The sequence below is a fragment of the Pseudorhodoferax soli genome, assembly GCF_003337555.1.
Classification (GTDB): Bacteria; Pseudomonadota; Gammaproteobacteria; order Burkholderiales; family Burkholderiaceae_C; genus Pseudorhodoferax; species Pseudorhodoferax soli.
Genome location: NZ_QPJK01000019.1, coordinates 18,505 through 38,027, shown reverse-complemented (window position 1 = coordinate 38,027; position 19,523 = coordinate 18,505). Strand labels below are relative to the sequence as shown.

Genomic DNA, 19,523 nt, shown 5'->3' with positions numbered 1-19,523 from the left:
GCTCAGCGCACGATCTTGGCGTTGGCGAGCGGGCCGGCACTGGCCACCGAACCGGGGCCCGGGCCGCCCTTGCCGTTCACCGGCGCGGGCGCACCGGGGCCGGGCTTGGGCACCACTTCGCTGGCGCGCACCTGATCGCCGGCGCGTGCGCGCTGCGAGCCTTCGACCAGCACCCGGTCGCCGGCTTGCAAACCTTCCAGCACCTGCCAGCGGTTGGCGACGGCGCGGCCGACGGTCACCGCCCGCCTGACCAGCTTGTCGTCCGGCCCGACGACCAGCGAGGAAGCGCTGCCGTCGGGCGCGCGCGTCACGGCCTGCTGGGGCACCAGCAGCGCGTCCTCGGCCACGCCCTCCTCCAGCACGGCGCGCACGTACATGCCGGGCATCAGCATGCGGTCGGGGTTGGGCACCACGGCGCGCAGCGTCACGCTGCCGGTGCCGGCGTCCACGGTCACGCCGGCGAAGGTCAGCTTGCCGGCATGGGGGTAGACGCTGCCGTCCTCCAGCAGCACGCGGATCGGTGCCTCGTCGGCGCGGCCGCGCGACAGGCGGCCGCTGGCCAGTTCGCGCTTGAGGCGCAGCAACTCGGCACTGGATTGGGTCACGTGCACATTGATGGGGTCCAGTTGCTGCACGGTGGTCAGCGGCGTGGCCTGGTCGGCCGTGACCAGCGCACCGGCCGTCACGCTGGACAGCTCGATCCAGCCGCTGATGGGTGCCACGATGCGCGTGCGCGCTAGGTTGATGCGGGCGGTCTGCTCGGCCGCGCGGGCCACGGCCACATCGGCTTCGGCCTGGTCGGCGGCGGCCTGGGTCTGTTCGTTGACCTGCTGGCTGATGGCGTCGATCTTGACCAGCTCGGCATTGCGCTTGGCCACGCTGCGGGCCGTGGCCAGCGTGGTCTCGGCGCGGCGCACATTGGCGCGGGCGCTGGCGGCCGTGGCCTCGAAGCTGGCCGGGTCCAGCTGGTACAGCACCTGGCCTGCCTTGACCTGCGAACCTTCGGTGAACAGGCGCTGCTGCACGATGCCGCCAACCTGGGGCCGGATCTGCGCGATCACAGGCGCCACGGTGCGGCCTGCCAGCTCGGTGGTCACCGGCATGCGCTCGGTCTTGAGCGTCACCACGCCCACGTCCTTCACCTGGGGCGCCGCAGCCGGCGCGGCGGCCTTGCTGTCGCCCGTGCCACGTGAACAGCCGGCAGTGGCCAGCAATGCGAGCACCAGTGGCAGACACAGGTCACGGGGACGCAAGTAACTTTTCAGAATCGGCATGGAAGAGACCTGTGGGGCGGCGTGCTCTCGAAACCGGAACTGCCGGATTCGGGCGTGGCCGCATTGGCGCACGGTGGATCGGGCCGGCTCCGGTGAGTTCCCATCCACGGCCCGCCAGCGGCCAGCTTTGCACAGCAGACACAATGGCGGGATCCCCGAACCACAAGCAAGTGCGAGGCCTGAACCGGCCGCGCAGCGCCTGCGGCGAACATGCAACGATACACCGGCTTGATACATTTGGTCATGAATCGGGTGTAAAGCGCACCGAAAAGGAGATTCCGCATGCCACAGCCACCAGCCGTGCTGGCCTTCGACACCTTCGGTACCGTGGTCGACTGGCACGGCAGCATCGCACGCGAGATTCGCGCGCTGCACCCGGAGGTCGATGGCGACGACTTCGCGCGCGCCTGGCGCGACGGCTACCAACCGGCCATGCAGCGCGTGCGCTCGGGCGAGCTGGGTTGGACGCTCATCGACGACCTGCACCGGCTGATCCTGGACGAGATCCTGCCGCGCTTCGGCCTGCAGGGCATGTCCGAGCAGGCACGCCGCGATCTCAACAAGGCCTGGCACCGGCTGGATCCCTGGCCTGATGTGCTCACAGGCCTGGCGCGTCTCAAGCGCAGGTACACCATCTGCACGCTGTCCAACGGCAACATCGGCCTCTTGACCAACATGGCCAAGCGCGCCGGCCTGCCCTGGGATTGCATCCTGTCGGCCGAAGTGTTTCGAGCCTACAAGCCCGACCCGGCGACCTACCTGGGCGTGGCGCGTGTGTTCGACGTGCCGCCCGAACAAGTCATGCTGGTGGCCGCGCACCACAGCGACCTGGCCGGCGCGCGCGCCTGCGGCTTGCAGACCGCCTACATCGAGCGGCCGCTGGAGTTCGGCGTGGGCCATCTCAAGGATGTGTCGCCGCGGCCCGGCAACGACCTGCACTGCCACGACTTCGGCGACCTCGCCGACCAGCTGGACTGCTGAAGCACCACGCCAGCACGGTTTAGCGGGTCTGGCTACGATCTCCGGCCATGACCGCACTCTCCGTACTCGACCTCTGCCCCATCGTGGAAGGCGGCGACGCCGCCCAGGCCTTCCACAACAGCCGCGACCTGGCGCAGCACGCCGAACGCCTGGGCTACCAGCGCTTCTGGCTGGCCGAGCACCACGGCATGCCCGGCATCGCCAGCGCTGCGACCTCGGTCGTCATCGCCCATGTGGCGGGCGGGACCAAGACCATCCGGGTCGGCGCAGGCGGCATCATGCTGCCCAACCACTCGCCGCTCGTGATCGCCGAGCAGTTCGGCACGCTGGCCTCGCTGTACCCGGGCCGCATCGACCTGGGCCTGGGCCGCGCGCCGGGCTCCGACCAAGCCACGGCGCGCGCGCTACGCCGCGACGCCTTCGAATCGCCAGACCAGTTCCCGCAGGACGTGGTGGAACTCATGCACTACCTCTCGCCCGAAGCGGCCAACGCCCGCATCCAGGCGATCCCGGGTACGGGGTTGCAGGTGCCGGTCTGGATCCTGGGTTCCAGCCTGTTCGGCGCCCAGCTGGCAGCCGAACTGGGCCTGCCCTACGCCTTCGCCTCGCACTTCGCGCCGGCCGCGATGATGGACGCCATCGCCATCTACCGGTCGCGCTTCAAGCCTTCGGCCCAGCTGGCAAAGCCGCATGTGATGCTGGGGATGGGGGTGTTCGCGGCCGACACCGACGAAGAGGCCCAGTTGCTCGCCAGTTCCATGCAACAGGCCTTCGTCAACCTGCGCAGCGGCCGGCCGTCGCGGCTGCAGCCGCCCAAGCCGGGCTACCTGGAGCAGCTCAGCGCGCCCGAACAGGCCATCCTGGCCCAGACCATGAGCGCTGCGGCGATCGGGTCACCGGACACGGTGCGTCGCCAGTTGAAGGAGTTCATTGCCCGCACGGGCGCCGATGAGCTGATGGTCGCCACGCAGATCTTCGACCACGCGGCCCGTGTGCGGTCTTACGAGATCCTGGCGCAGGTGCACCAGGGCTGATTCACCATTCGCCGACGGCGCGCACACGCTGGTCCAGATCGGGCCAGTCGCCCTGGCCGTCGGTGGCCTGCGGTGCCTGCGACGCAGACTCTGATCCAGCGCTCACGCGGCCTGCCAGGCGCTGCATGAATTGCTGTCCTTCGTGCAGTGCGGACGTGACCAATGACGGGGCGGAAAGGGTTGCGTCGTAGGGGTTTGGCATGGCGCGGCTCCTGTTGCGTTCGGGCAACGAAAGTGTAAGGAGCGGACGATGAACAAGGCGTGACATCGGCACGCACGCAACGTGACGCATGCACGTTTTCGACCCATAAATTTGCAAGCGGCTGTGACACCAGCGGGCTTTCTACAATCACCCCGCAATGACTGACGCTTCCATCACCTCTTCGGCCCCGGCCGACGCTCCCGCCCAGCCACACCAGCGTCGCCGGCAACCCGGCCGCAAAGGCCCGCAGCAGCGTCCGCAGGGCCGCCCCATCCATCCGCTGCTCGAGCAGCTGGCTGAACTGCATCCTGCGCTGTTTGGTGCGCGCTTTCGCCCGCTCAAGTTGGGTACCTTCCAGGACCTGATGGAACGCCACCCTGGCGTGTTCCAGCCCGCGGCACTCAAAGAAGCCCTGGGGCAGCATGCCCGTTCCTCACGCTATCTGGAATGCCTGGCGCGCGGCGACCAGCGCCATGACCTGGACGGCCAGCCGGTCGCGCCGCTGGCGGTGGACCACCACCACCATGCGCTGGTCGAGCTGTTCAAGCGCCGCCAGGCGCGTAGCAAGGAAGACCTGCAGCCCGCACTGCGCGCGCGCGTGCGCGAGCTGTTCGTGCAGAGTGGGCTCGACCGTGCCGGCTACGCCGCTGCGGCCAAGGTCAATCCGGAGGCACTGGCCGCCTTGCTGGACGAAGCCGACCACGACCAAGCCGCCGAGATCGCCCGCCGCGAGGCCTTGTTGCGTGCCTTTGAGCTGGGCGGCCTCAGCGAAGCCCAGTTCGCCGACCAATATGGTCTGGCGCCCGACGCGGTGGCGCCCCTGCTCGCCCAGGCCCGCGACGACCGGCGCGTGCGCGCCGGGCGCTGAGCGGCCGCTTCAGCGCGGCACCACCAGGACCGGGTTGTCGGTCTTGGGTTCGATCGTGACTTCGGTCTGGCCCGGGGGAACGACCACCGTCTCGACCTCGCGGATCACGCCGCCGCCGCCTACGCTGCCGCTCTGGTTGCCATAGCCCAGAACGCGCGCGGTACAGGCGGCGTGGTCTTCGCCACCCAGCGCATCGCAGCGGCGCATGGCATTGGCCACGAGCTGGTCCTGCCCTTGGGTCTGCAGCTCTCCCTTGCGCTTGTCAGCCTGGGCATTGGCGGCTTCACGCAGACAGGTTTCCTGCGCCTGCGGCGTTGCGCCGTTCAGGCAGGCGGCGCGCTCGCGCTCATAGCTGCCCGAGTTGTCGATGCCGGTGTTGCCCGAGGCGGCGACCTGGGCGCCAGCGGCACCCGCCGCCAGTGCGCACACCAGCCCGAAGTACGCGAAAGGCCGGCTGCGTTGGAACGGTTGACAAGCTTGTTGCACTGACATGTTGAACCTCGTTGGGTCGTGCTGACGATGGACCTAGTCTAGAAAAGCGCCACGACCCGGCACGCCGGACGGCACCGGCGCAGGCTGCGCCCCGAATGCCGAGACCGCTGTAGGACAACAGGGCGCGCCTACACTCCCGCAGCCTCCACAACCGCAACTCGCCATGCTGACGCTCTACTACGCCCCCAAGACCTGCGCGCGCGCATCCCACATCGCCCTGGCAGAGAGCGGCCTGCCCTACCGCACCCAGCGGCTCAATTTCGCCGAAGGCGAGCAGCGCCAGCCCGCCTACCTGGCGATCAACCCCAAAGGCCGGGTGCCGGCCCTGGTGACCGAACGCGGGACGCTGACCGAGACGCCCGCCATCCTGGCCTACATCGCGCAAAGCGCCCCGCAAGCGCGGCTGGCCCCCTTGGACGACGCATTCGCGTACGCGCAGATGCAGGCCGTCAACGCCTACCTGTGCTCGACGGTGCATGTGGCGCATGCCCACCGCTTCCGCGCCGCGCGCTGGGCCGACGACAAGTCGGCGCACGAATCCATGCAGCGCAAGGTGGCGTCCAACATGCGCGAGTGCTTCGAGCTCATCGAATCGACGATGCTGGGCAGCCCCTGGGTGCTGGGCGAGCAGTATTCGGTGGCCGACGCCTACCTCTACACGCTCGCCGGCTGGCTCGAAGGCGACGGGGTGGACCTGGCCGGCCTGCCCGCCACCCGCGCCCACCGCGACCGCATGGAGCAGCGGCCGGCCGTGCAGAAGGCCCTGGCCGAGGAAGCAGCCGGTGCCTAGCCGCCCGAGCGCTTGACCTGGTAGCCCTGCTTGCGCAGGGCCTCCATGACCTGCGTGAGGTGGTCGCCCTGCACCTCGATCTGCCCGTCCTTGACGGTGCCGCCGGTGCCGCAGGCAGCTTTCAGTTGCTTGCCCAGCTTCTGCAGGCCTTCCTCGTCGACGGGAACGCCCCAGACCACGGTCACGCCCTTGCCCTTGCGGCCCTTGGTCTCCAGCCGCACGCGCACCGTGCCGTCGCCCTGTGGAACGGCCGCGGCCTTCTTGCACGCGCATTGCGCCACGGGCTGGCGGCACACGGGGCACATGCGCCCGGCCTCGGTCGAATAGACCAGGCCGCCACCCCCGCCCTTCATTGCGGCAGCGCCTGGCCCAGGCGCGCGATGCCTTCCTCGATCTTGGCCACGTCGGCCGTCGCGAAGCTCAGCCGCAGCGTGGACAGATCGGGGTCGTGCGCGAAGAACGGCGCGCCGGGCACGAAGGCCACGAGCTTCTCGATCGCACGCTGGGCGAACGCGCCCGCGTCGCGGCCGCCGGTCAGCCGGGCCCAGAAGAACATTCCGCCCTTGGGCGCGTCGAAGGTGATGGCGTCGCCCAGTTCGGCGCGCAGGCGCTCGGCCATCACGCGTGCGCGCTCCGCGTAGACCTTGCGCACCTGGCCGAGCGCGCCGTCCAGGCGGTTCAGCGTCAGGTAATGCGCAGCCGTGGCCTGCGTCAGGTTGGAGGTGTGGGCGTCGCTGAACTGCTTGCACATGGTGGCATTGGCGAGCAGCGCCGGCTGGGCGATCAGCCAGCCCACGCGCAGGCCTGGCGACAGGATCTTGCTCATCGATCCGCAGTGCGCGAGCCACTCGCGGCTGCCCGGCACTTCGGCGGACAGCGCCAGCAGCGAAGGCGGCGCTGGCTGGCCGAAGTAGAGCTCGCCATAGGGATCGTCCTCGACCACCAGCGTGCCGGTGCGCGCGGCGATCTCCAGGATGCGGCGGCGCCGTTCCAGGCTCAGCATGGCGCCGTGCGGGTTGCCGAAGTTGGGGATCAGGTACACGAGCTTGGGCTTGTGCTCCTCGATCAGGCGCTCGAGCGGCTCGACCAGCACGCCGTCGGCATCGATGGGCGCGCCGATCACGTTCGCGCCGTACAGCCGGAAGCACTGGATCGTGGCCAGGAAGGTCGGCGCCTCGACGATGACCTTGTCGCCCGGCGAGATCATGGTCTTGCCGATCAGGTCCAGCGCCTGCTGGCTGCCCGTGGTCACGATCAGGCCCTCGGGCTGGACCTGGGCACCCTTGTTGGCCATGAACAGCGAGAGTTGCTCGCGCAGCGGTCCGTAGCCCTCGGTCGCGCCGTATTGCAGCACCGGGCCGGGCGTGTCGCGCAGCACCGCCGCCGTGGACATGGCGATGCCCTCGGCATCGAACAGCGTGGGGTCCGGGAAGCCCCCGGCAAAGCTGATGATGCCGGGCTTGCCGAGCAGCTTGAACAGCTCGCGGATGGCGGAGGTTTCGACGTTCTTCAGGCGGTCGGCGAATTGCATGGGTGCCTTTCTTGTGCGTGTTCTAGAAGCCCGCGGCCAGGCCGTCGCGGCGCGCATCGCTGGCGGCCACGTAGCCTTCGACCTTGGGGTCGCCGGCGCGCCAGATGAACTGGCCCGCGCCGAAGTCCTGGTAGGAATCCTGGATCACCTCCATGCGGTGGCCGCGCGCGGCCAGCCCCTCGATGGTGGCGGGCCGCATGGCCGACTCGACGTTGAGCTCCAGGCCAGCGTTGTAGCGCCAGCGCGGCGCGTCGCAGGCGGCCTGCGGGTTCTGGCCGTAGTCCAGCATGCGCACCAGGGTCTGCAGATGGCCCTGGGGCTGCATGTTGGCGCCCATCACGCCAAAGCTCATGACGGGCTGGCCGTCCTTGGTCAGGAAGGCCGGGATGATGGTGTGGAAGGGCCGCTTGCCCGGCGCCACCTGGTTGTGGCCCGGCTGCAGCGAGAAGGCATGGCCGCGGTTCTGCAGGCTGATGCCGAAGTCCGGCTCCACCGCGCCCGAGCCGAAGCCCATGTAGTTGCTCTGGATAAAGCTGACCATCATGCCGTTCTCGTCGGCCGCGGTCAGGTAGATGGTGCCGCCCTTGACCGGGTTGCCGGCGCCGAAGTCCTGCGCGCGGCCCAGGTCGATCAACTTGGCGCGCGAGGCCAGGTAGGCGTCGTCCAGCAGTTGCTCGGCCGTCACCTCCATGCTGCCGGGCTCGCCCACGTAGCGGTAGACGTCGGCGAAGGCCAGCTTCATGGCCTCGATCTGCACGTGCTGCGACTCCACGCCGTCCACTTCCATGCCGGCGATGTCGAACTTCTCCAGGATGCCCAGCGCGATGAGCGCCGCGATGCCCTGGCCGTTCGGCGGGATCTCGTGCAGCGTGTGGCCGCGGTAGTCGCGCGCGATCGGGGTGACCCACTCGGGCTGGTAGCCGGCGAAGTCCTGCGCCGTGAGGCTGCCGCCATGCGCGGCCGAAAATTTGGCGATGGCCGCCGCGATCTCGCCGCCGTAGAAGGCCGCGCCGCGTGTCTCGGCAATCGCACGCAGCCCGCGAGCGGCCGCCTTGAACTGGAACAGCTCGCCCACGCGCGGCGCCCGGCCCCAGGGCAGGAAGGCGTCGGCAAAACCGGGCTGGCTGCGCAGCTCCTGCGTGGCGGCCTCCCACTTCTGCTGCACCACCACAGGCATCAGGTAGCCACGCTCGGCGATGTCGATGGCCGGCTCCATGAGGTCGGCGAAGGCAAGCTTGCCGAAGCGCTCCGAGAGCGCGGCCCAGGCGCTCACGGCGCCCGGCACGGTGACGGAGTCCAGGCCGCGCTTGGGCGGATTGGCCGCGTCCTTGCCGTATTTGCCCTGGAAGTACGCCGGCGACCAGTTGGCCGGCGCGCGGCCGGAGGCATTGAGGCCATGCAGCTGCCGGCCGTCCCACAGGATGCAGAAGGCGTCCGAGCCCAGGCCGTTGCTGACCGGCTCGACGATGGTCATCACGGCGGCCGCTGCCACCGCGGCATCGACCGCGTTGCCGCCCTTTTGCAGCATGCGCAGGCCGGCCTGGGCCGCCAGCGGATGCGAGGTGCTGCAGACGTTGCGTGCGAACACAGGCGTGCGCACGGAGGTGTAGGGATTGGCGAAGTCGAAATGCATGGCGGGCGCTCTCCTGGCAAGCCCGCCATTCTAGGAGTGCGCCCTGCGCACGAGCGGCCCGGGCTCCTACACTGCCGCGCCATGACTCCCGACCACATCGAGCACTTCTTCGCCACGCTGCAGGAAGCCAACCCCACCCCCGTCACCGAGCTCGAATACACCAGCGTGTTCGAACTGCTGGCTTCCGTTCTGTTGTCGGCCCAGGCGACCGACGTGGGCGTCAACAAGGCCACGCGCCGCCTGTACCCTGTGGCCAACACGCCGGCCAGGATCCTGGCGCTGGGCCTGGAGGGGCTGGAGAGCTACATCCGCACCATCGGCCTGTACCGCACCAAGGCCAGGAACCTCATGGCCACGTGCCGCATCCTGGTCGAACAGCACGGCGGCGAGGTGCCGCGCACGCGCGAGGCGCTGCAGGCGCTGCCCGGCGTCGGCCGCAAGACCGCCAACGTGGTGCTCAACGTGGCCTTCGGCGAGCCGACCATGGCGGTGGACACGCACATCTTCCGCGTCGCCAACCGCACCGGCCTGGCCCCGGGCAAGACGCCGGACAAGGTCGAGCAAGGCCTGCTCGCGCGCGTGCCGCCGCGCTACCTGGTCGACGCCCACCACTGGCTGATCCTGCATGGCCGCTATGTGTGCCAGGCGCGCAAGCCCCAATGCTGGCGCTGCAGCGTGGCGCGCTGGTGCGACTACGAGCCCAAGACGGCCACGCCCTGAGCGCTACGGCTGCGGGTTGCCGGCGAGCCAGTCGGCCAGTGCCTGCGCCGGCATCGGCCGGCCGTACAGATAGCCCTGCACGATGGTGCTGCCGCGCTCGGCCAGCAGCTGCGCCTGCACGGCGTTTTCCACGCCCTCGGCCACCACGGTGAGTTTCAGGCTGTCGCCGATGCGCAGGATGGTGTTGGTCAGCGCGCGTGCGGTGGCGTTGTCGGCCAGGTCGCGCACGAAGCTCTGGTCCAGCTTGAGTTCGTGGATCGGCAGGCGGTGCAGATAGCTCAGGCTGGAGTAACCGGTGCCGAAGTCGTCCAGCGACAGGTGCACGCCCATGGCGCGCAGCGCGTGCAGCGCGGCCAGCACGCTGGGCGTGGCGTCCAGCAGCATGCTCTCGGTCATCTCCAGCGTCAGGTCGCCGGCCACCAGGCCATGGGCGTCCAGCAGCCCGGCCACGAGGGGCACCAGCCCCTCCTCCTCGAAGTTGCGGGTGGACAGGTTCACCGCCACGCGCGGCACCCGCAGGCCCTCGCCGCGCCACTGCGCCATCTGGCGGCAGGCCTCGGCGAGCGCCCAGCGGCCCAGCTCGGCCACCATGCCGGCCTCCTCGGCCAGCGGGATGAAGCGCGCCGGCGGAATCTCGCCCAGCTGCGGGTGCGACCAGCGCGCCAGCGCCTCCACGCCGTACAGGCTGCCCGAACGCCGGTCGATCTGCGGCTGGTAGTGCAGGCGCAGGCCGCCGTCGCGCAGGCCCAGGCGCAGCGCGGCCTCCAGCGCCACGCGTTCGCGCGTGCGCTGCTGCATCTCCTCGTTGAAGAAGCGTGCACCGCCGCGCCCGCCCAGCTTGGCCTGCGTGCGGGCCATGTCGGCGTGGTGCAGCAAGGTGTCCACATCGGTGCCGTCGTCCGGGAACATGGCCACACCGATGCTGGCGGTCGGCTGCAGCGTCACGCCCGGGAGCAGCAGCGGCGCCGCCACCGCCGCCAGCAGCCGCTCGGCCGCCGTGGCGGCCTGCCGCACCGGGCAGGACGGCAGGATCACTGCGAACTCGTCACCACCCAGCCGGCCGGTCAGGTCGATGCTGCGCACGCAGCCCATCAGCCGGCGGGCGGTCTCGCGCAGCAATTGGTCGCCACTGTCCGGGCCCTGGGTTTCGTTGACGAGCCGGAAGCGGTCCAGGTCGATGCACAGCACGGCCATGGGCGCGCCCTTGCCAGCCAATTCCTCCAGGAGCTGCGTGGCGCGCGACTTCAGCGCCATGCGGTTGGCCAGGCCGGTCAGCATGTCGACGCTGGCCAGGCGCTCCATGCGCAGCCTGGCGCGCTCGCGCTCCAGGGCCAGCGCACACAGGCGCACGCAGATCCCGGCCAGGCTGCGGTGGAATTCGCTCGGGCCGTGGCGGCTGGCGAAATACAGCGCGAACACGCCAACCACGGTGCCGTCGCTGGCCCGCACCGGGCAGGACCAACAAGCCCGCAGGCCCTGCGGCAGCACCAAATGCGCCAGGCCCTGCCAGGCCGGATCGGCGGCGATGTCGGCCACCTCCACCGCGTCTCCCGTCCAGGCGGCTGCCCCTCCGCCGCCGGCCTGGGGCCCGACCGGCACCCCATCCAGCGCCTCGCCCAGCGCCACCGGCAGGCTGGGGCCGGCCAGGGGATGCAGCCGGCCGAAATCGTCCACGTCCAGCACGGTGCAGAGCAGTTCGGGCGCGATGCGCTCGACCTCTTCGCAGACCAGGCCCATCAACGCCGCCACGGGCAGCTCGTGCACCATGGCGTCGAGCACGCGGTGCTGCAGCACCTCGTGCACCTTGGTCAGCGTGATGTCCGAGAACATCGAGCAGATGTACTGGGCCTTGCCCTGGTCATCGCGCACCACGTTGCTGGTGATCGCAACCCACAGCGGCTGTCCGCTGCGCGTGTAGAGCAGCAGTTCGAGCCGGAAGTTGGCCGGCCGCTCGGGGTCGCGCGCGGCGGCCAGGGCCCGCAGGTCCGTCGAGGGGCCCGCCAGCACGTCGGCCGGCCGCTTGCCCTGCAGGTCCTCCAGCTGGTAGCCCATCAGCCGGCAGAAGCCGGGGTTGACGTACAGCGTGCGCAGATCGGGCCCACAGACCACGACCGCGTTGTCGCTGGCCTCGACCACGAGCGCCGCCAGGTTCTGCAGGGAAGCGTCGTGGGACATCGGGAAAGTCTATACGGCGAGTTCGCCGCGGTTGGACACGCCCGCGCCCGAGAAACTGGCCATTTCGCGCAACAACAGGCTGGCCGACTGCAGCAGCGGCCAGGCCAGCGCGGCGCCCGAGCCTTCGCCCAGCCGCAGGCCCAGGTCCAGCAGCGGCCGCACGCCCAGGTGCGCCAGCGCGATCGCGTGGCCGCGCTCGCCCGACAGGTGCGAGAACACGCAGTAGCCCCGCACGGCCGGCGCCAGCGCCTGCGCCACCAGCACGGCCGCCGTGGTGATGAAGCCGTCGACCACCAGCACACGGCGTTCGCGCGCGCCCTGCAGCAACACGCCCACCAGCGTGGCGATCTCCAGCCCGCCGAAGGCGGCCAGCGCCGCCAGCGGCGTGCGCGCATGGGCATGGCGCAGGTACACGGCCTGCAGCACGCGCAGCTTGTGCGCCAGGGCCGTGCCGGCCATGCCGGTGCCCGAACCGGTGCAGGCGGCCACGTCGTGGCCGGTCAGCCGTGCAGTGAGCAGCGCTGCGGCCGAGCTGTTGCCGATGCCCATCTCGCCCAGCAGCAGCGCGTTGCCGGGTAGATCGCGCACCAGGTCCATGCCATGGCCGATGGCCTCGGCGCACTGGGCGGCGGCCATCGCCGGCCCGAGCGAGGCGTCGGCCGCGCCGGCCGCGGCCTTGCGCACGCGCAGGCCCGGCCGGTCGCCGCCGAAGTCGTGCGCCACGCCGCAATCGACCACTGTCAGCGCAATGCCGTGCTGGCGTGCCAGCACACTCACCGCGGCGCCGCCGGCCAGGAAGTTCTCCACCATCTGGCGTGTCACCTCCTGCGGGAAGGCCGACACGCCCTGGGCGGCCAGCCCATGGTCGGCCGCGCACACCAGCATCTGCGGCGCCTGCAGCACCGGCGCCTCGCTGGCCAGGATCAGGCCCAGCTGCTGGGCCAGTTGTTCGATGCGGCCCAGCGAACCGGGCGGCTTGGTCTTGTTGTCCAGCAGTTGTTGCAACCGCTGGGCCTGCGCACTGTCGTCGGCATCGGCGATGGCCGGCAGGCGCAGCAGGGAAAGGATGTCGGATTCGGTCACACCGCAATTGTCGCGCGCCGTGGTGTAGGCCGGCACCCACGCGCAATGACGCCCTTGGCGGATGGCGGCCACGGGGCCACCTTGGCGACAGTAGGCGCAACTTTTCGCACGAGGTGCACGATGACATTGCCACCGTACCCCGCCGGCGCCATGAGCGCGCTGCCCGCTGCGGACCTGGCTGGGCCGATGGACAGCATGGCCGCGCCTGCCGCCCCGCGCAGCGCGGGCACGGCCATGGCTTATAGCCAGGGCCTGCGCGGCTATGCCAGTGCGCACGAGCAGATGACGCGCATGGAGGTGGTGCGCCGCCTGGCCCGCCTCAAGGGCTATGCCGTGTCCGAAGAATTTGCCCAGGCGCCGCTGGGCCCGGTGTACCTCGTGCCCAGCGACACGCTGGTCGGCCCCGAGCGCGCGCAGGCCCTGGGCATCCATGGCCGCGACGACTTCTTCGGCGGCGTGGTGCCCTACCCCTTCGTCTCCACCAAGGCCATCACCCATCCGCTGGTCGCTGCCGATGCCATGGCGCCCGAGGGCTGGAACCCGGCCTTCAGCCGCATGGTCGGCGACGCCGTGCTGCCGGGCTACACGGCCTTCACGCGGGCCGACGCGGCCGCGGCGGCCGACGAGCTGCTCCAGGCCGGCCCCATCCGCATCAAGCTGGTGCGCGAGACCGGCGGCAACGGCCAGACCGTGGCCAAGGACCGCGCCGCCTTCGACACCTGCCTGGCCGGCGTCGCCGACGACATGCTGGACCAGGACGGCGTGGTCATCGAGCAGAACCTGCGCCAGGTGCAGACGCTCAGCGTCGGCCAGGTTCATGTGGCCGGCATGGTGGCTACCTACTTCGGCCAGCAGCGGCTCACCCACAACCACCACGGCGCCGAGGTCTACGGCGGCTCCGACCTGACCGTGGTGCGCGGTGACTTCCAGGCGCTCCTGTCGCTCGCGCTGGCAGCCGAAGTGCGCACGGCGGTCGAGCAGGCGCTGCTGTACGACAGCGCCGCGCAGGCCTGCTTCCCCGGCTTCTTCGCATCGCGCATCAACTACGACGTGGCGCAGGGCCTGATGCCCGACGGCCAGTGGCGCTCCGGCGTGCTGGAGCAGTCCTGGCGCGCCGGCGGCGCCACCGGGGCGGAAATCGCCGCGCTCGAAGCCTTCCAGGCCGACCCCCAGCGCCGTGTCGTGCGCGCCAGCGGCTACGAGGTCTTCGGCCCTTGCGACGCGCTACCGCCCGGGGCGGTGGTCTATTTCCGCGGCGTGGACGACCAGGTCGGCCCGCTCACCAAGTACACCGTCACGGCGAGCGATGACCACCACACGACATAACAGCATCCACATTCCCGTCGGCGACCGGAGCATCGCCGGCACCCTGGTCGGCCCCAACAGCCTGATGCCTGGCGTCATGCTCGTGCACGGCTGGGACGGCAGCCAGGAGCAGTACATCGCGCGGGCCCACGAGATCGCCGCGCTGGGCTGCATCTGCCTGACCTTCGACCTGCGCGGCCACGCCCAGGACCGCGCCGCCCGCGACGCCGTCACGCGCGAGGACAATCTGGCGGACATGCTGGCCGCCTACGACGTGCTGGTCGGCCACCCTTCGGTGGACGGCTCCGCGGTGGCCGTGGTGGGCAGCAGTTATGGCGGTTACCTGGCGGCCATCCTGTCCACCCTGCGGCCGGTGCGCTGGCTCGGCATGCGCGTGCCGGCGCTCTACAAGGACGCCGACTGGCTGGTGCCCAAGCGCGCATTGAGCCGCGAGGAACTCGTGGCCTACCGCAACAGCGTGGTCGCGCCGGCCAGCAACCGCGCGCTGTCGGCGGCGGCGCAGTTCGAGGGCGATGTGCTGCTGGTCGAATCGGAGTTCGACACGATGGTGCCGCACCCGGTCATCAAGAACTACCTGGACGCCTTCCAGAAGGCGCATTCCATGACCTACCGCGTGATCAAGGGCGCGGACCACGCGCTCTCGCAAAAGGCCTGGAGCCAGTCCTACACCAACGTGCTGGTCAACTGGGTCTGCGAGATGGTCAAGGGCGCCAAGGAAGAGGCGGAGGCCGCCCGCAGCCGCAAGGCCGCCGCACGCGACAGGACCGGAGCCAAGGCACTGCACTCGGCCAGCGGCAGGGTGCTGGCATCGGGCGCCGACTCGCCGGCCATCGCGTAGGGGCCAACGCCGCTGCGCTCAGGGACGGGCGTGGGCGCTCCAGCGGTCCAGCGCGTCCAGCGCCTCGTCGAAGCGGTAGTCGCCCACGGCCTCCATCACCTCCTCCATGACCGGCTGCGCGGTGCTGCCGGCGGCAGCCGCGCGCAGCGCCTCGCTGAGGTTCACGGCATCGGGGTCGGATTCCAGCAGCAGCGCGCGCAACTCGCCCGCCAGCTCGAGCAGGCGCTCCTGGGCCTGCGCCGGCGCCACACTGGCCGCGGGCACCACCGGCTCGTCCGCCGGTGCCAGCAGTGTGGCCAGCCCGGCGAGCACGGGCGACAGCTCGCGCCCCACGCGTGCCAGCGCCGCCATCTGCTGCGCGCGCGCACGCCCCTGGTTGCAGGCCAGCTCCAGTTCGGTGGCCGCCTCCCAGACGCCGTTCGCGCCAATGGTGCCGGCGGTGCCGCGCAGGGTGTGCGCCAGCCGCGCCGCCAGGGTCAGGTCGCCGCTGTCCAGCGCCGCCGTGAAGGCCTGCGAGAAGCGCGCATTGCTGCTGGCGAATTTGTCCAGCATGCGGCGGTACAGCTGGGCATTGTTCTGGGTGCGGCGCAGGCCGCCGGCCACATCGATGCCGGGCAATGCGCCGGGGGTGTGGCTGACCGGCACCGGCGCAGCCGCCTTGGCCACCACCGCCGGGCGCCGCACCTTGGGCCGGATCCAGCGGGCCATGGTGACGAACATCTCGTCCACGTCGATGGGCTTGGAGATGTGGTCGTTCATGCCGGCGGCGAGCACCCGCTCGCGGTCGCCGGCCATGGCGTTGGCCGTCATGGCCAGCACCGGCAGCTTGGCCCAGCGCGCCTCGGCGCGGATCGCGCGCGTGGCCTCGAAGCCGTCCATCACGGGCATCTGGCAGTCCATCAGCACGCCGTCGAAATCGCCGTCGCGCGTGAGCATCTCCAGCGCCTGGCGGCCATGCTCGGCCACCACCACATGCAGGCCGGCCTGGCCCAGCAGGTCCAGCGCCAGTTCCTGGTTCAGCGCGTTGTCTTCCACCAGCAGCACGCGCGCGCCGGCCAGCGCCGTGGCGGCAGCACCCGGCAGCAGCGTGGGGGTGGCGGGCGCCGTGGCGGCCTTGGGCGCCAGCACCTCGCCGATGGTTTCCAGCAGCGTGGACGGCGTGACCGGCTTGGTCAGCACGGCCTGCAGCGACACGCCGGCCGAGCGGGCCGATTCCATGACCTCTTCGCGCGCATAAGCGGTCACCATGATGCTGGCGCGCGCATGGTCGACCTTCTGCTCCTGCAGCTGGCGCAAGGCTTCCACGCCGCTGATGCCGGGCATCTTCCAGTCCACCAGCAGCAGCTCGTAGGGCATGCCGATGCGCGCCGCCTCGGCCGCGGCCTTCACGGCGGCCTCGCCGCTGGTCACGGTGTCCACCTTGAGCCCCATCTCGGTGGCCAGCGCGGCCGTGATGTCGCGGGCCATGGCGTTGTCGTCCACCACCAGCGCGCGCAGCCCCTCGATCTGCTGCGCCAGCGGCATGCGCGGCGCGGCCTGCTCGGTGACCTCGGTCTGGCGCACGAAGGGCAGCACGAACTGGAAGCACGAGCCTTTGCCGGGCTGGCTGTCGGCCCAGATCCGCCCGTCCATCAGCTCGACCAGATGGCGCGAGATGGCCAGGCCCAGGCCGGTGCCGCCATAGCGGCGCGAGGTGGAGCTGTCGGCCTGGGTGAAGGACTCGAACACCTTCTCGACCTGTGCCGCCGTCATGCCGATGCCGGTATCGCGCACATGGAACTGCAGCTCGGCATGGCCGGCATCGGTGCGCACCGCCCGCACGCCCACCGTCACCTCGCCCCGGTCGGTGAACTTGACCGCGTTGTTGGCCAGGTTGAGCAGCACCTGGCCCAGCCGCAGCGGATCGCCCACCAGCAGGACCGGCACCTCGCTCGGCAGGTCGAACACCAGCTCCAGGTCTTTCTCGTCGGCCTTGAAGCCGACCTGGTTGGCCAGGTCGTCCAGCACCTGCTCCAGGCGGAAGGGCACCTGCTCGATGGTCAGCTTGCCAGCCTCGATCTTCGAGAAATCCAGGATGTCGTTGATGATGCCCAAGAGGCCCTTGGCCGCGCGGTGCGCCTTCTCCACATAGTTGCGCTGGCGCGGCGTGAGGTCGGTCTGCAGCGCCAGCAGCGACATGCCGATGATGGCGTTCATCGGCGTACGGATCTCATGGCTCATGTTGGCCAGGAAGTCGCTCTTGGCGCGCGCCGCCTGCTCGGCCTGCTCCTTGGCGGCCATCAGGTCGTGCATGAGCTCGGAGTTGCGCTCGCTCATGCGCGCGTCCAGCACCGTCAGCAAGATGGTGAAGCCCAGCACCACGAAGGCCAGCACGCTGACGGCCGCCGCCAGGCCCGTGCCCGGCAGGCCCCAGGCGCTGGGCACGCTCACGCAGTTGTCGGCAAAGCGCGCCGCGGCCATGCCGGTGTAGTGCATGGCCGCCACGGTGCAGCCCATGACCAGAGCACCGAGTGCGCGCGTCCAGGCGGCGCCGGCCTGGCGCGCGTGGCGGAAGGCCAGCCAGACGCCGGCGATGGACAGGCCCACGGCGACGCCCACGGACACCAGCACCATGCCCCAGTCGAAGCGGATCGGCGGCGCCAGCTCGATCGCCAGCATGCCGCTGTAGTGCATGGCGCCGATGCCAGAACCCAGGATCACCGAACCCAGCAGGATGTGGCCGGCGTGCGGCCTGGCCACCTTGCGGATCAGCATCAGCAGGCCGGCCGACGCCAGCGTGGCCGGCAGCATGGACAACCCGGTCCAGAGCGCCTGGTAGCTGAACTCGATCGGCACGCGCAGGGCGAGCATGCCGACGAAATGCATGGCCCAGATGCCGAACCCCATGGCCAGCGAGCCGCCGGCCAGCCAGCCACGCCAGGAGTTGTCGCGGCTGTAGGCCAGGCGCCCGGCCAGGCCGAGTGTGGCGTAGGCCGCCACCACGGCGATGGCCACCGACAACGCAACGAGCCAGAGGTTGTAGCTGGTGGTCAAGGTTTCGGCCGCGCGGTTTATGAGCGGCAAAGTGTACCGATTTGTTGCATTATGAGCGCAATAGTTTGTCCAGCACACCCGCGTCGACATGGGCTTCCAGAAAATCCGCCAGGCCGTCGAAGACCTGGTCCAGCGTCTTGCCGGCAGCGCCGAACAGCGCCTGCAACACGCCCGGATCCTCGAACAAGCCATGCAGGTACACGCCCAGCACCCGGCCCTGGCCGCCCTGCCAGCCCAGGCCCTCGGGCAGCACCGCGGTCGCCAGGTCGCCACTGCGGGCCATGGCCGCATGGGCTGCCGTCTGGCCGTGGTGGATCTCGTAGCCCCGCACCGCCAGGCCGGACAAGGCCTGCCATGGCCCCTGCACCGCGCCGAACCGCGTGCACGTGGCGCGCACCGTCTTGTCGGGCGCGAACTGCGTGACCAGCGGCAACAGGCCCAGCCCGGGCGCGTTGCCGTCGATGCCGTGCGGGTCGACCAGCGCCTCGCCCAGCATCTGCAGCCCGCCGCAGATGCCCAGCACCGCGCCGCCGGCCTGGGCGTGGCGGGTGATCGCGGCATCCAGGCCCTGGGCCCGCAGCCAGGCCAGGTCGCCACTGGTGTGCTTGGAGCCCGGCAGCACGATCCAGTCGGTCGCGGCCGACAGGCCGGCCAACTGCGCCGGCGAGCGCACCCAGGCCAGGCGCAGGCCCGCCACGTTCTTGAGCGGCTGGAACTCGTCGAGGTTGCTGATGCGCGGGTAGGCGATGACGGCCACCGTGCGCTGCACGGCCCCCGCCTGCTGCGTCCGGTCGTCGAACACGCCGTCCTCCTCGGGCAGGCCGTGCTGCCACCACATCGGCAGCGTGGCCACCGTGGGCACGCCGGTCATCTGCTCCAGCATCTGCGGGCCGGGCGCCAGCAGCGCGGCGTCGCCGCGGAACTTGTTGAGCACGAAGCCATGGATCAGCGCGCGCTGGGCCGGGGGCAGCAGCGCCCAGGTGCCGTACAGGTGGGCGAAGGCGCCGCCGCGGTCGATGTCGGTCACGAGCAGGCAGCGGGCGCCGGCGTGCTCGGCCACGCGCATGTTGACGATGTCGCTGTCGGCCAGGTTGATCTCGGCCGGCGAGCCCGCGCCCTCGATCACCACCACGTCGTTCTCGGCCCGCAGCGCGTCCAGCGCCTGCGCCACCTGCGGCCAGACCCTGGCGCTGCGCCCGCGCCAGGGCATGCCCGTCAACTCGGCATCGACACGCCCCAGCAGCACCACCTGGCTGTGCGTGTCGCGTTCGGGCTTGAGCAGCAGCGGGTTCATGCGCACGTCCGGCACGGCACCGGCCGCCAGCGCCTGGAAGTACTGTGCACTGCCGATCTCGCCGCCCTCCACCACGCGCGCGTTGTTGCTCATGTTCTGGGCCTTGAACGGCGCCACCTTCCAGCCCTGGCGCGCATACCAGCGGCACAGCGCCGTGGTGAGCCAGCTCTTGCCCGCACCGCTGGTCGTGCCCAGCACCATGACGCAGCGCGCCGGCCCCTTGTTCTGCTTGCTTTGCATCCCAGGATT

17 protein-coding genes are annotated in these 19,523 nt (G+C 70.5%); 7 read left to right on the top strand and 10 right to left on the bottom strand.

The features are described 5' to 3' along the window. Positions 1–2: 2 nt before the first annotated feature. The gene (locus DES41_RS36915; RefSeq protein ID WP_114472670.1) at positions 3–1,274 is read right to left on the bottom strand and encodes an efflux RND transporter periplasmic adaptor subunit; all 1,272 of its coding nucleotides are present in this window, start codon (positions 1,272–1,274) and stop codon (positions 3–5) included. Positions 1,275–1,556: 282 nt separating this feature from the next. Here DES41_RS36915 and DES41_RS36910 point away from each other — a divergent pair, with 282 nt between their 5' ends. Then, positions 1,557–2,255 (top strand): haloacid dehalogenase type II, encoded by a 699-nt coding sequence (locus tag DES41_RS36910; protein WP_114472669.1) that lies wholly within the window; start codon positions 1,557–1,559, stop codon positions 2,253–2,255. 47 nt (positions 2,256–2,302) lie between these two features. Further along, positions 2,303–3,289, top strand: coding sequence for an LLM class flavin-dependent oxidoreductase (locus DES41_RS36905; RefSeq protein WP_114472668.1), 987 nt, complete (start codon positions 2,303–2,305; stop codon positions 3,287–3,289). Position 3,290: 1 nt separating this feature from the next. On the opposite strand, the gene DES41_RS38180 is transcribed toward DES41_RS36905, so the two are convergent. Then, entirely contained in the window at positions 3,291–3,491 is a 201-nt protein-coding gene (locus tag DES41_RS38180) for a hypothetical protein (RefSeq protein ID WP_147283063.1), read from the bottom strand. 157 nt (positions 3,492–3,648) lie between these two features. Here DES41_RS38180 and DES41_RS36900 point away from each other — a divergent pair, with 157 nt between their 5' ends. After that, positions 3,649–4,359 (top strand): ProQ/FinO family protein, encoded by a 711-nt coding sequence (locus DES41_RS36900; protein WP_114472667.1) that lies wholly within the window; start codon positions 3,649–3,651, stop codon positions 4,357–4,359. 9 nt (positions 4,360–4,368) lie between these two features. Here the strand turns inward: DES41_RS36900 and DES41_RS36895 are convergent, their stop codons facing one another. Next, the gene (locus DES41_RS36895; protein ID WP_114472666.1) at positions 4,369–4,851 is read right to left on the bottom strand and encodes a hypothetical protein; all 483 of its coding nucleotides are present in this window, start codon (positions 4,849–4,851) and stop codon (positions 4,369–4,371) included. Between the two features lie 163 nt (positions 4,852–5,014). Here DES41_RS36895 and DES41_RS36890 point away from each other — a divergent pair, with 163 nt between their 5' ends. Beyond that, positions 5,015–5,641 carry a glutathione S-transferase family protein gene (locus DES41_RS36890; protein ID WP_114472665.1) on the top strand — a complete coding sequence of 209 codons (627 nt, stop codon included), beginning with the start codon at positions 5,015–5,017 and terminating at the stop codon, positions 5,639–5,641. Here the strand turns inward: DES41_RS36890 and DES41_RS36885 are convergent. Genes DES41_RS36885 through DES41_RS36875 form a run of 3 tightly spaced genes read right to left on the bottom strand, consistent with a single transcriptional unit; the run spans position 5,638 to position 8,805 of the window. Continuing rightward, on the bottom strand, positions 5,638–5,994 hold the full coding sequence (locus DES41_RS36885) for a translation initiation factor Sui1 (RefSeq protein ID WP_114472664.1): 357 nt from the start codon (positions 5,992–5,994) through the stop codon (positions 5,638–5,640). The two genes, DES41_RS36890 and DES41_RS36885, sit on opposite strands and share 4 nt — an antisense overlap. Continuing rightward, positions 5,991–7,172, bottom strand: a complete 1,182-nt coding sequence (locus DES41_RS36880; RefSeq protein WP_114472663.1) for an aminotransferase-like domain-containing protein — start codon at positions 7,170–7,172, stop codon at positions 5,991–5,993. The genes DES41_RS36885 and DES41_RS36880 overlap by 4 nt, the downstream gene beginning before the upstream one ends. Positions 7,173–7,194: 22 nt before the next feature. Next, entirely contained in the window at positions 7,195–8,805 is a 1,611-nt protein-coding gene (locus DES41_RS36875) for a gamma-glutamyltransferase family protein (protein ID WP_114472662.1), read from the bottom strand. 81 nt (positions 8,806–8,886) lie between these two features. Here DES41_RS36875 and nth point away from each other — a divergent pair, with 81 nt between their 5' ends. Next, the gene (gene nth, locus DES41_RS36870) at positions 8,887–9,525 is read left to right on the top strand and encodes an endonuclease III (RefSeq protein WP_114472661.1); all 639 of its coding nucleotides are present in this window, start codon (positions 8,887–8,889) and stop codon (positions 9,523–9,525) included. A gap of 3 nt (positions 9,526–9,528) precedes the next feature. Here the strand turns inward: nth and DES41_RS36865 are convergent, their stop codons facing one another. Then, positions 9,529–11,700 carry a sensor domain-containing protein gene (locus DES41_RS36865; protein ID WP_114472660.1) on the bottom strand — a complete coding sequence of 724 codons (2,172 nt, stop codon included), beginning with the start codon at positions 11,698–11,700 and terminating at the stop codon, positions 9,529–9,531. Positions 11,701–11,709: 9 nt separating this feature from the next. Next, a complete protein-coding gene (gene cobT / locus DES41_RS36860) occupies positions 11,710–12,768 on the bottom strand; it encodes a nicotinate-nucleotide--dimethylbenzimidazole phosphoribosyltransferase (RefSeq protein WP_114472693.1) in 1,059 nt (352 codons plus the stop codon). Positions 12,769–12,903: 135 nt separating this feature from the next. Here cobT and DES41_RS36855 point away from each other — a divergent pair, with 135 nt between their 5' ends. Further along, positions 12,904–14,109 carry a DUF3182 family protein gene (locus tag DES41_RS36855; RefSeq protein WP_245966052.1) on the top strand — a complete coding sequence of 402 codons (1,206 nt, stop codon included), beginning with the start codon at positions 12,904–12,906 and terminating at the stop codon, positions 14,107–14,109. Continuing rightward, positions 14,090–14,947: an alpha/beta hydrolase family protein gene (locus DES41_RS36850; protein WP_114472659.1), complete on the top strand. Its 858-nt coding sequence runs from the start codon at positions 14,090–14,092 to the stop codon at positions 14,945–14,947. Before DES41_RS36855 ends, DES41_RS36850 begins: the two co-directional genes overlap by 20 nt. Before the next feature lie 18 nt (positions 14,948–14,965). On the opposite strand, the gene DES41_RS36845 is transcribed toward DES41_RS36850, so the two are convergent. Both DES41_RS36845 and DES41_RS36840 read right to left on the bottom strand, forming a co-directional pair. Continuing rightward, positions 14,966–17,980, bottom strand: a complete 3,015-nt coding sequence (locus tag DES41_RS36845) for a response regulator (RefSeq protein ID WP_170168411.1) — start codon at positions 17,978–17,980, stop codon at positions 14,966–14,968. Between the two features lie 49 nt (positions 17,981–18,029). Then, complete coding sequence (locus tag DES41_RS36840) at positions 18,030–19,514, bottom strand: cobyric acid synthase (RefSeq protein ID WP_245966051.1); 1,485 nt, start codon at positions 19,512–19,514, stop codon at positions 18,030–18,032. Positions 19,515–19,523 lie beyond the last annotated feature (9 nt).

Excerpts from the sequence above, each read along its gene's own strand:
- nth (WP_114472661.1), top strand. The coding sequence starts at position 8,887 with ATGACTCCCGACCACATCGAGCACTTCTTCGCCACGCTGCAGGAAGCC.
- DES41_RS38180 (WP_147283063.1), bottom strand. The coding sequence starts at position 3,491 with ATGCCAAACCCCTACGACGCAACCCTTTCCGCCCCGTCATTGGTCACG.
- DES41_RS36905 (WP_114472668.1), top strand. The coding sequence starts at position 2,303 with ATGACCGCACTCTCCGTACTCGACCTCTGCCCCATCGTGGAAGGCGGC.
- DES41_RS36880 (WP_114472663.1), bottom strand. The coding sequence starts at position 7,172 with ATGCAATTCGCCGACCGCCTGAAGAACGTCGAAACCTCCGCCATCCGC.
- DES41_RS36855 (WP_245966052.1), top strand. The coding sequence starts at position 12,904 with ATGACATTGCCACCGTACCCCGCCGGCGCCATGAGCGCGCTGCCCGCT.
- DES41_RS36840 (WP_245966051.1), bottom strand. The coding sequence starts at position 19,514 with ATGCAAAGCAAGCAGAACAAGGGGCCGGCGCGCTGCGTCATGGTGCTG.
- DES41_RS36875 (WP_114472662.1), bottom strand. The coding sequence starts at position 8,805 with ATGCATTTCGACTTCGCCAATCCCTACACCTCCGTGCGCACGCCTGTG.
- DES41_RS36885 (WP_114472664.1), bottom strand. The coding sequence starts at position 5,994 with ATGAAGGGCGGGGGTGGCGGCCTGGTCTATTCGACCGAGGCCGGGCGC.
- DES41_RS36865 (WP_114472660.1), bottom strand. The coding sequence starts at position 11,700 with ATGTCCCACGACGCTTCCCTGCAGAACCTGGCGGCGCTCGTGGTCGAG.
- DES41_RS36895 (WP_114472666.1), bottom strand. The coding sequence starts at position 4,851 with ATGTCAGTGCAACAAGCTTGTCAACCGTTCCAACGCAGCCGGCCTTTC.
- DES41_RS36915 (WP_114472670.1), bottom strand. The coding sequence starts at position 1,274 with ATGCCGATTCTGAAAAGTTACTTGCGTCCCCGTGACCTGTGTCTGCCA.
- DES41_RS36850 (WP_114472659.1), top strand. The coding sequence starts at position 14,090 with ATGACCACCACACGACATAACAGCATCCACATTCCCGTCGGCGACCGG.
- DES41_RS36900 (WP_114472667.1), top strand. The coding sequence starts at position 3,649 with ATGACTGACGCTTCCATCACCTCTTCGGCCCCGGCCGACGCTCCCGCC.
- DES41_RS36910 (WP_114472669.1), top strand. The coding sequence starts at position 1,557 with ATGCCACAGCCACCAGCCGTGCTGGCCTTCGACACCTTCGGTACCGTG.
- DES41_RS36890 (WP_114472665.1), top strand. The coding sequence starts at position 5,015 with ATGCTGACGCTCTACTACGCCCCCAAGACCTGCGCGCGCGCATCCCAC.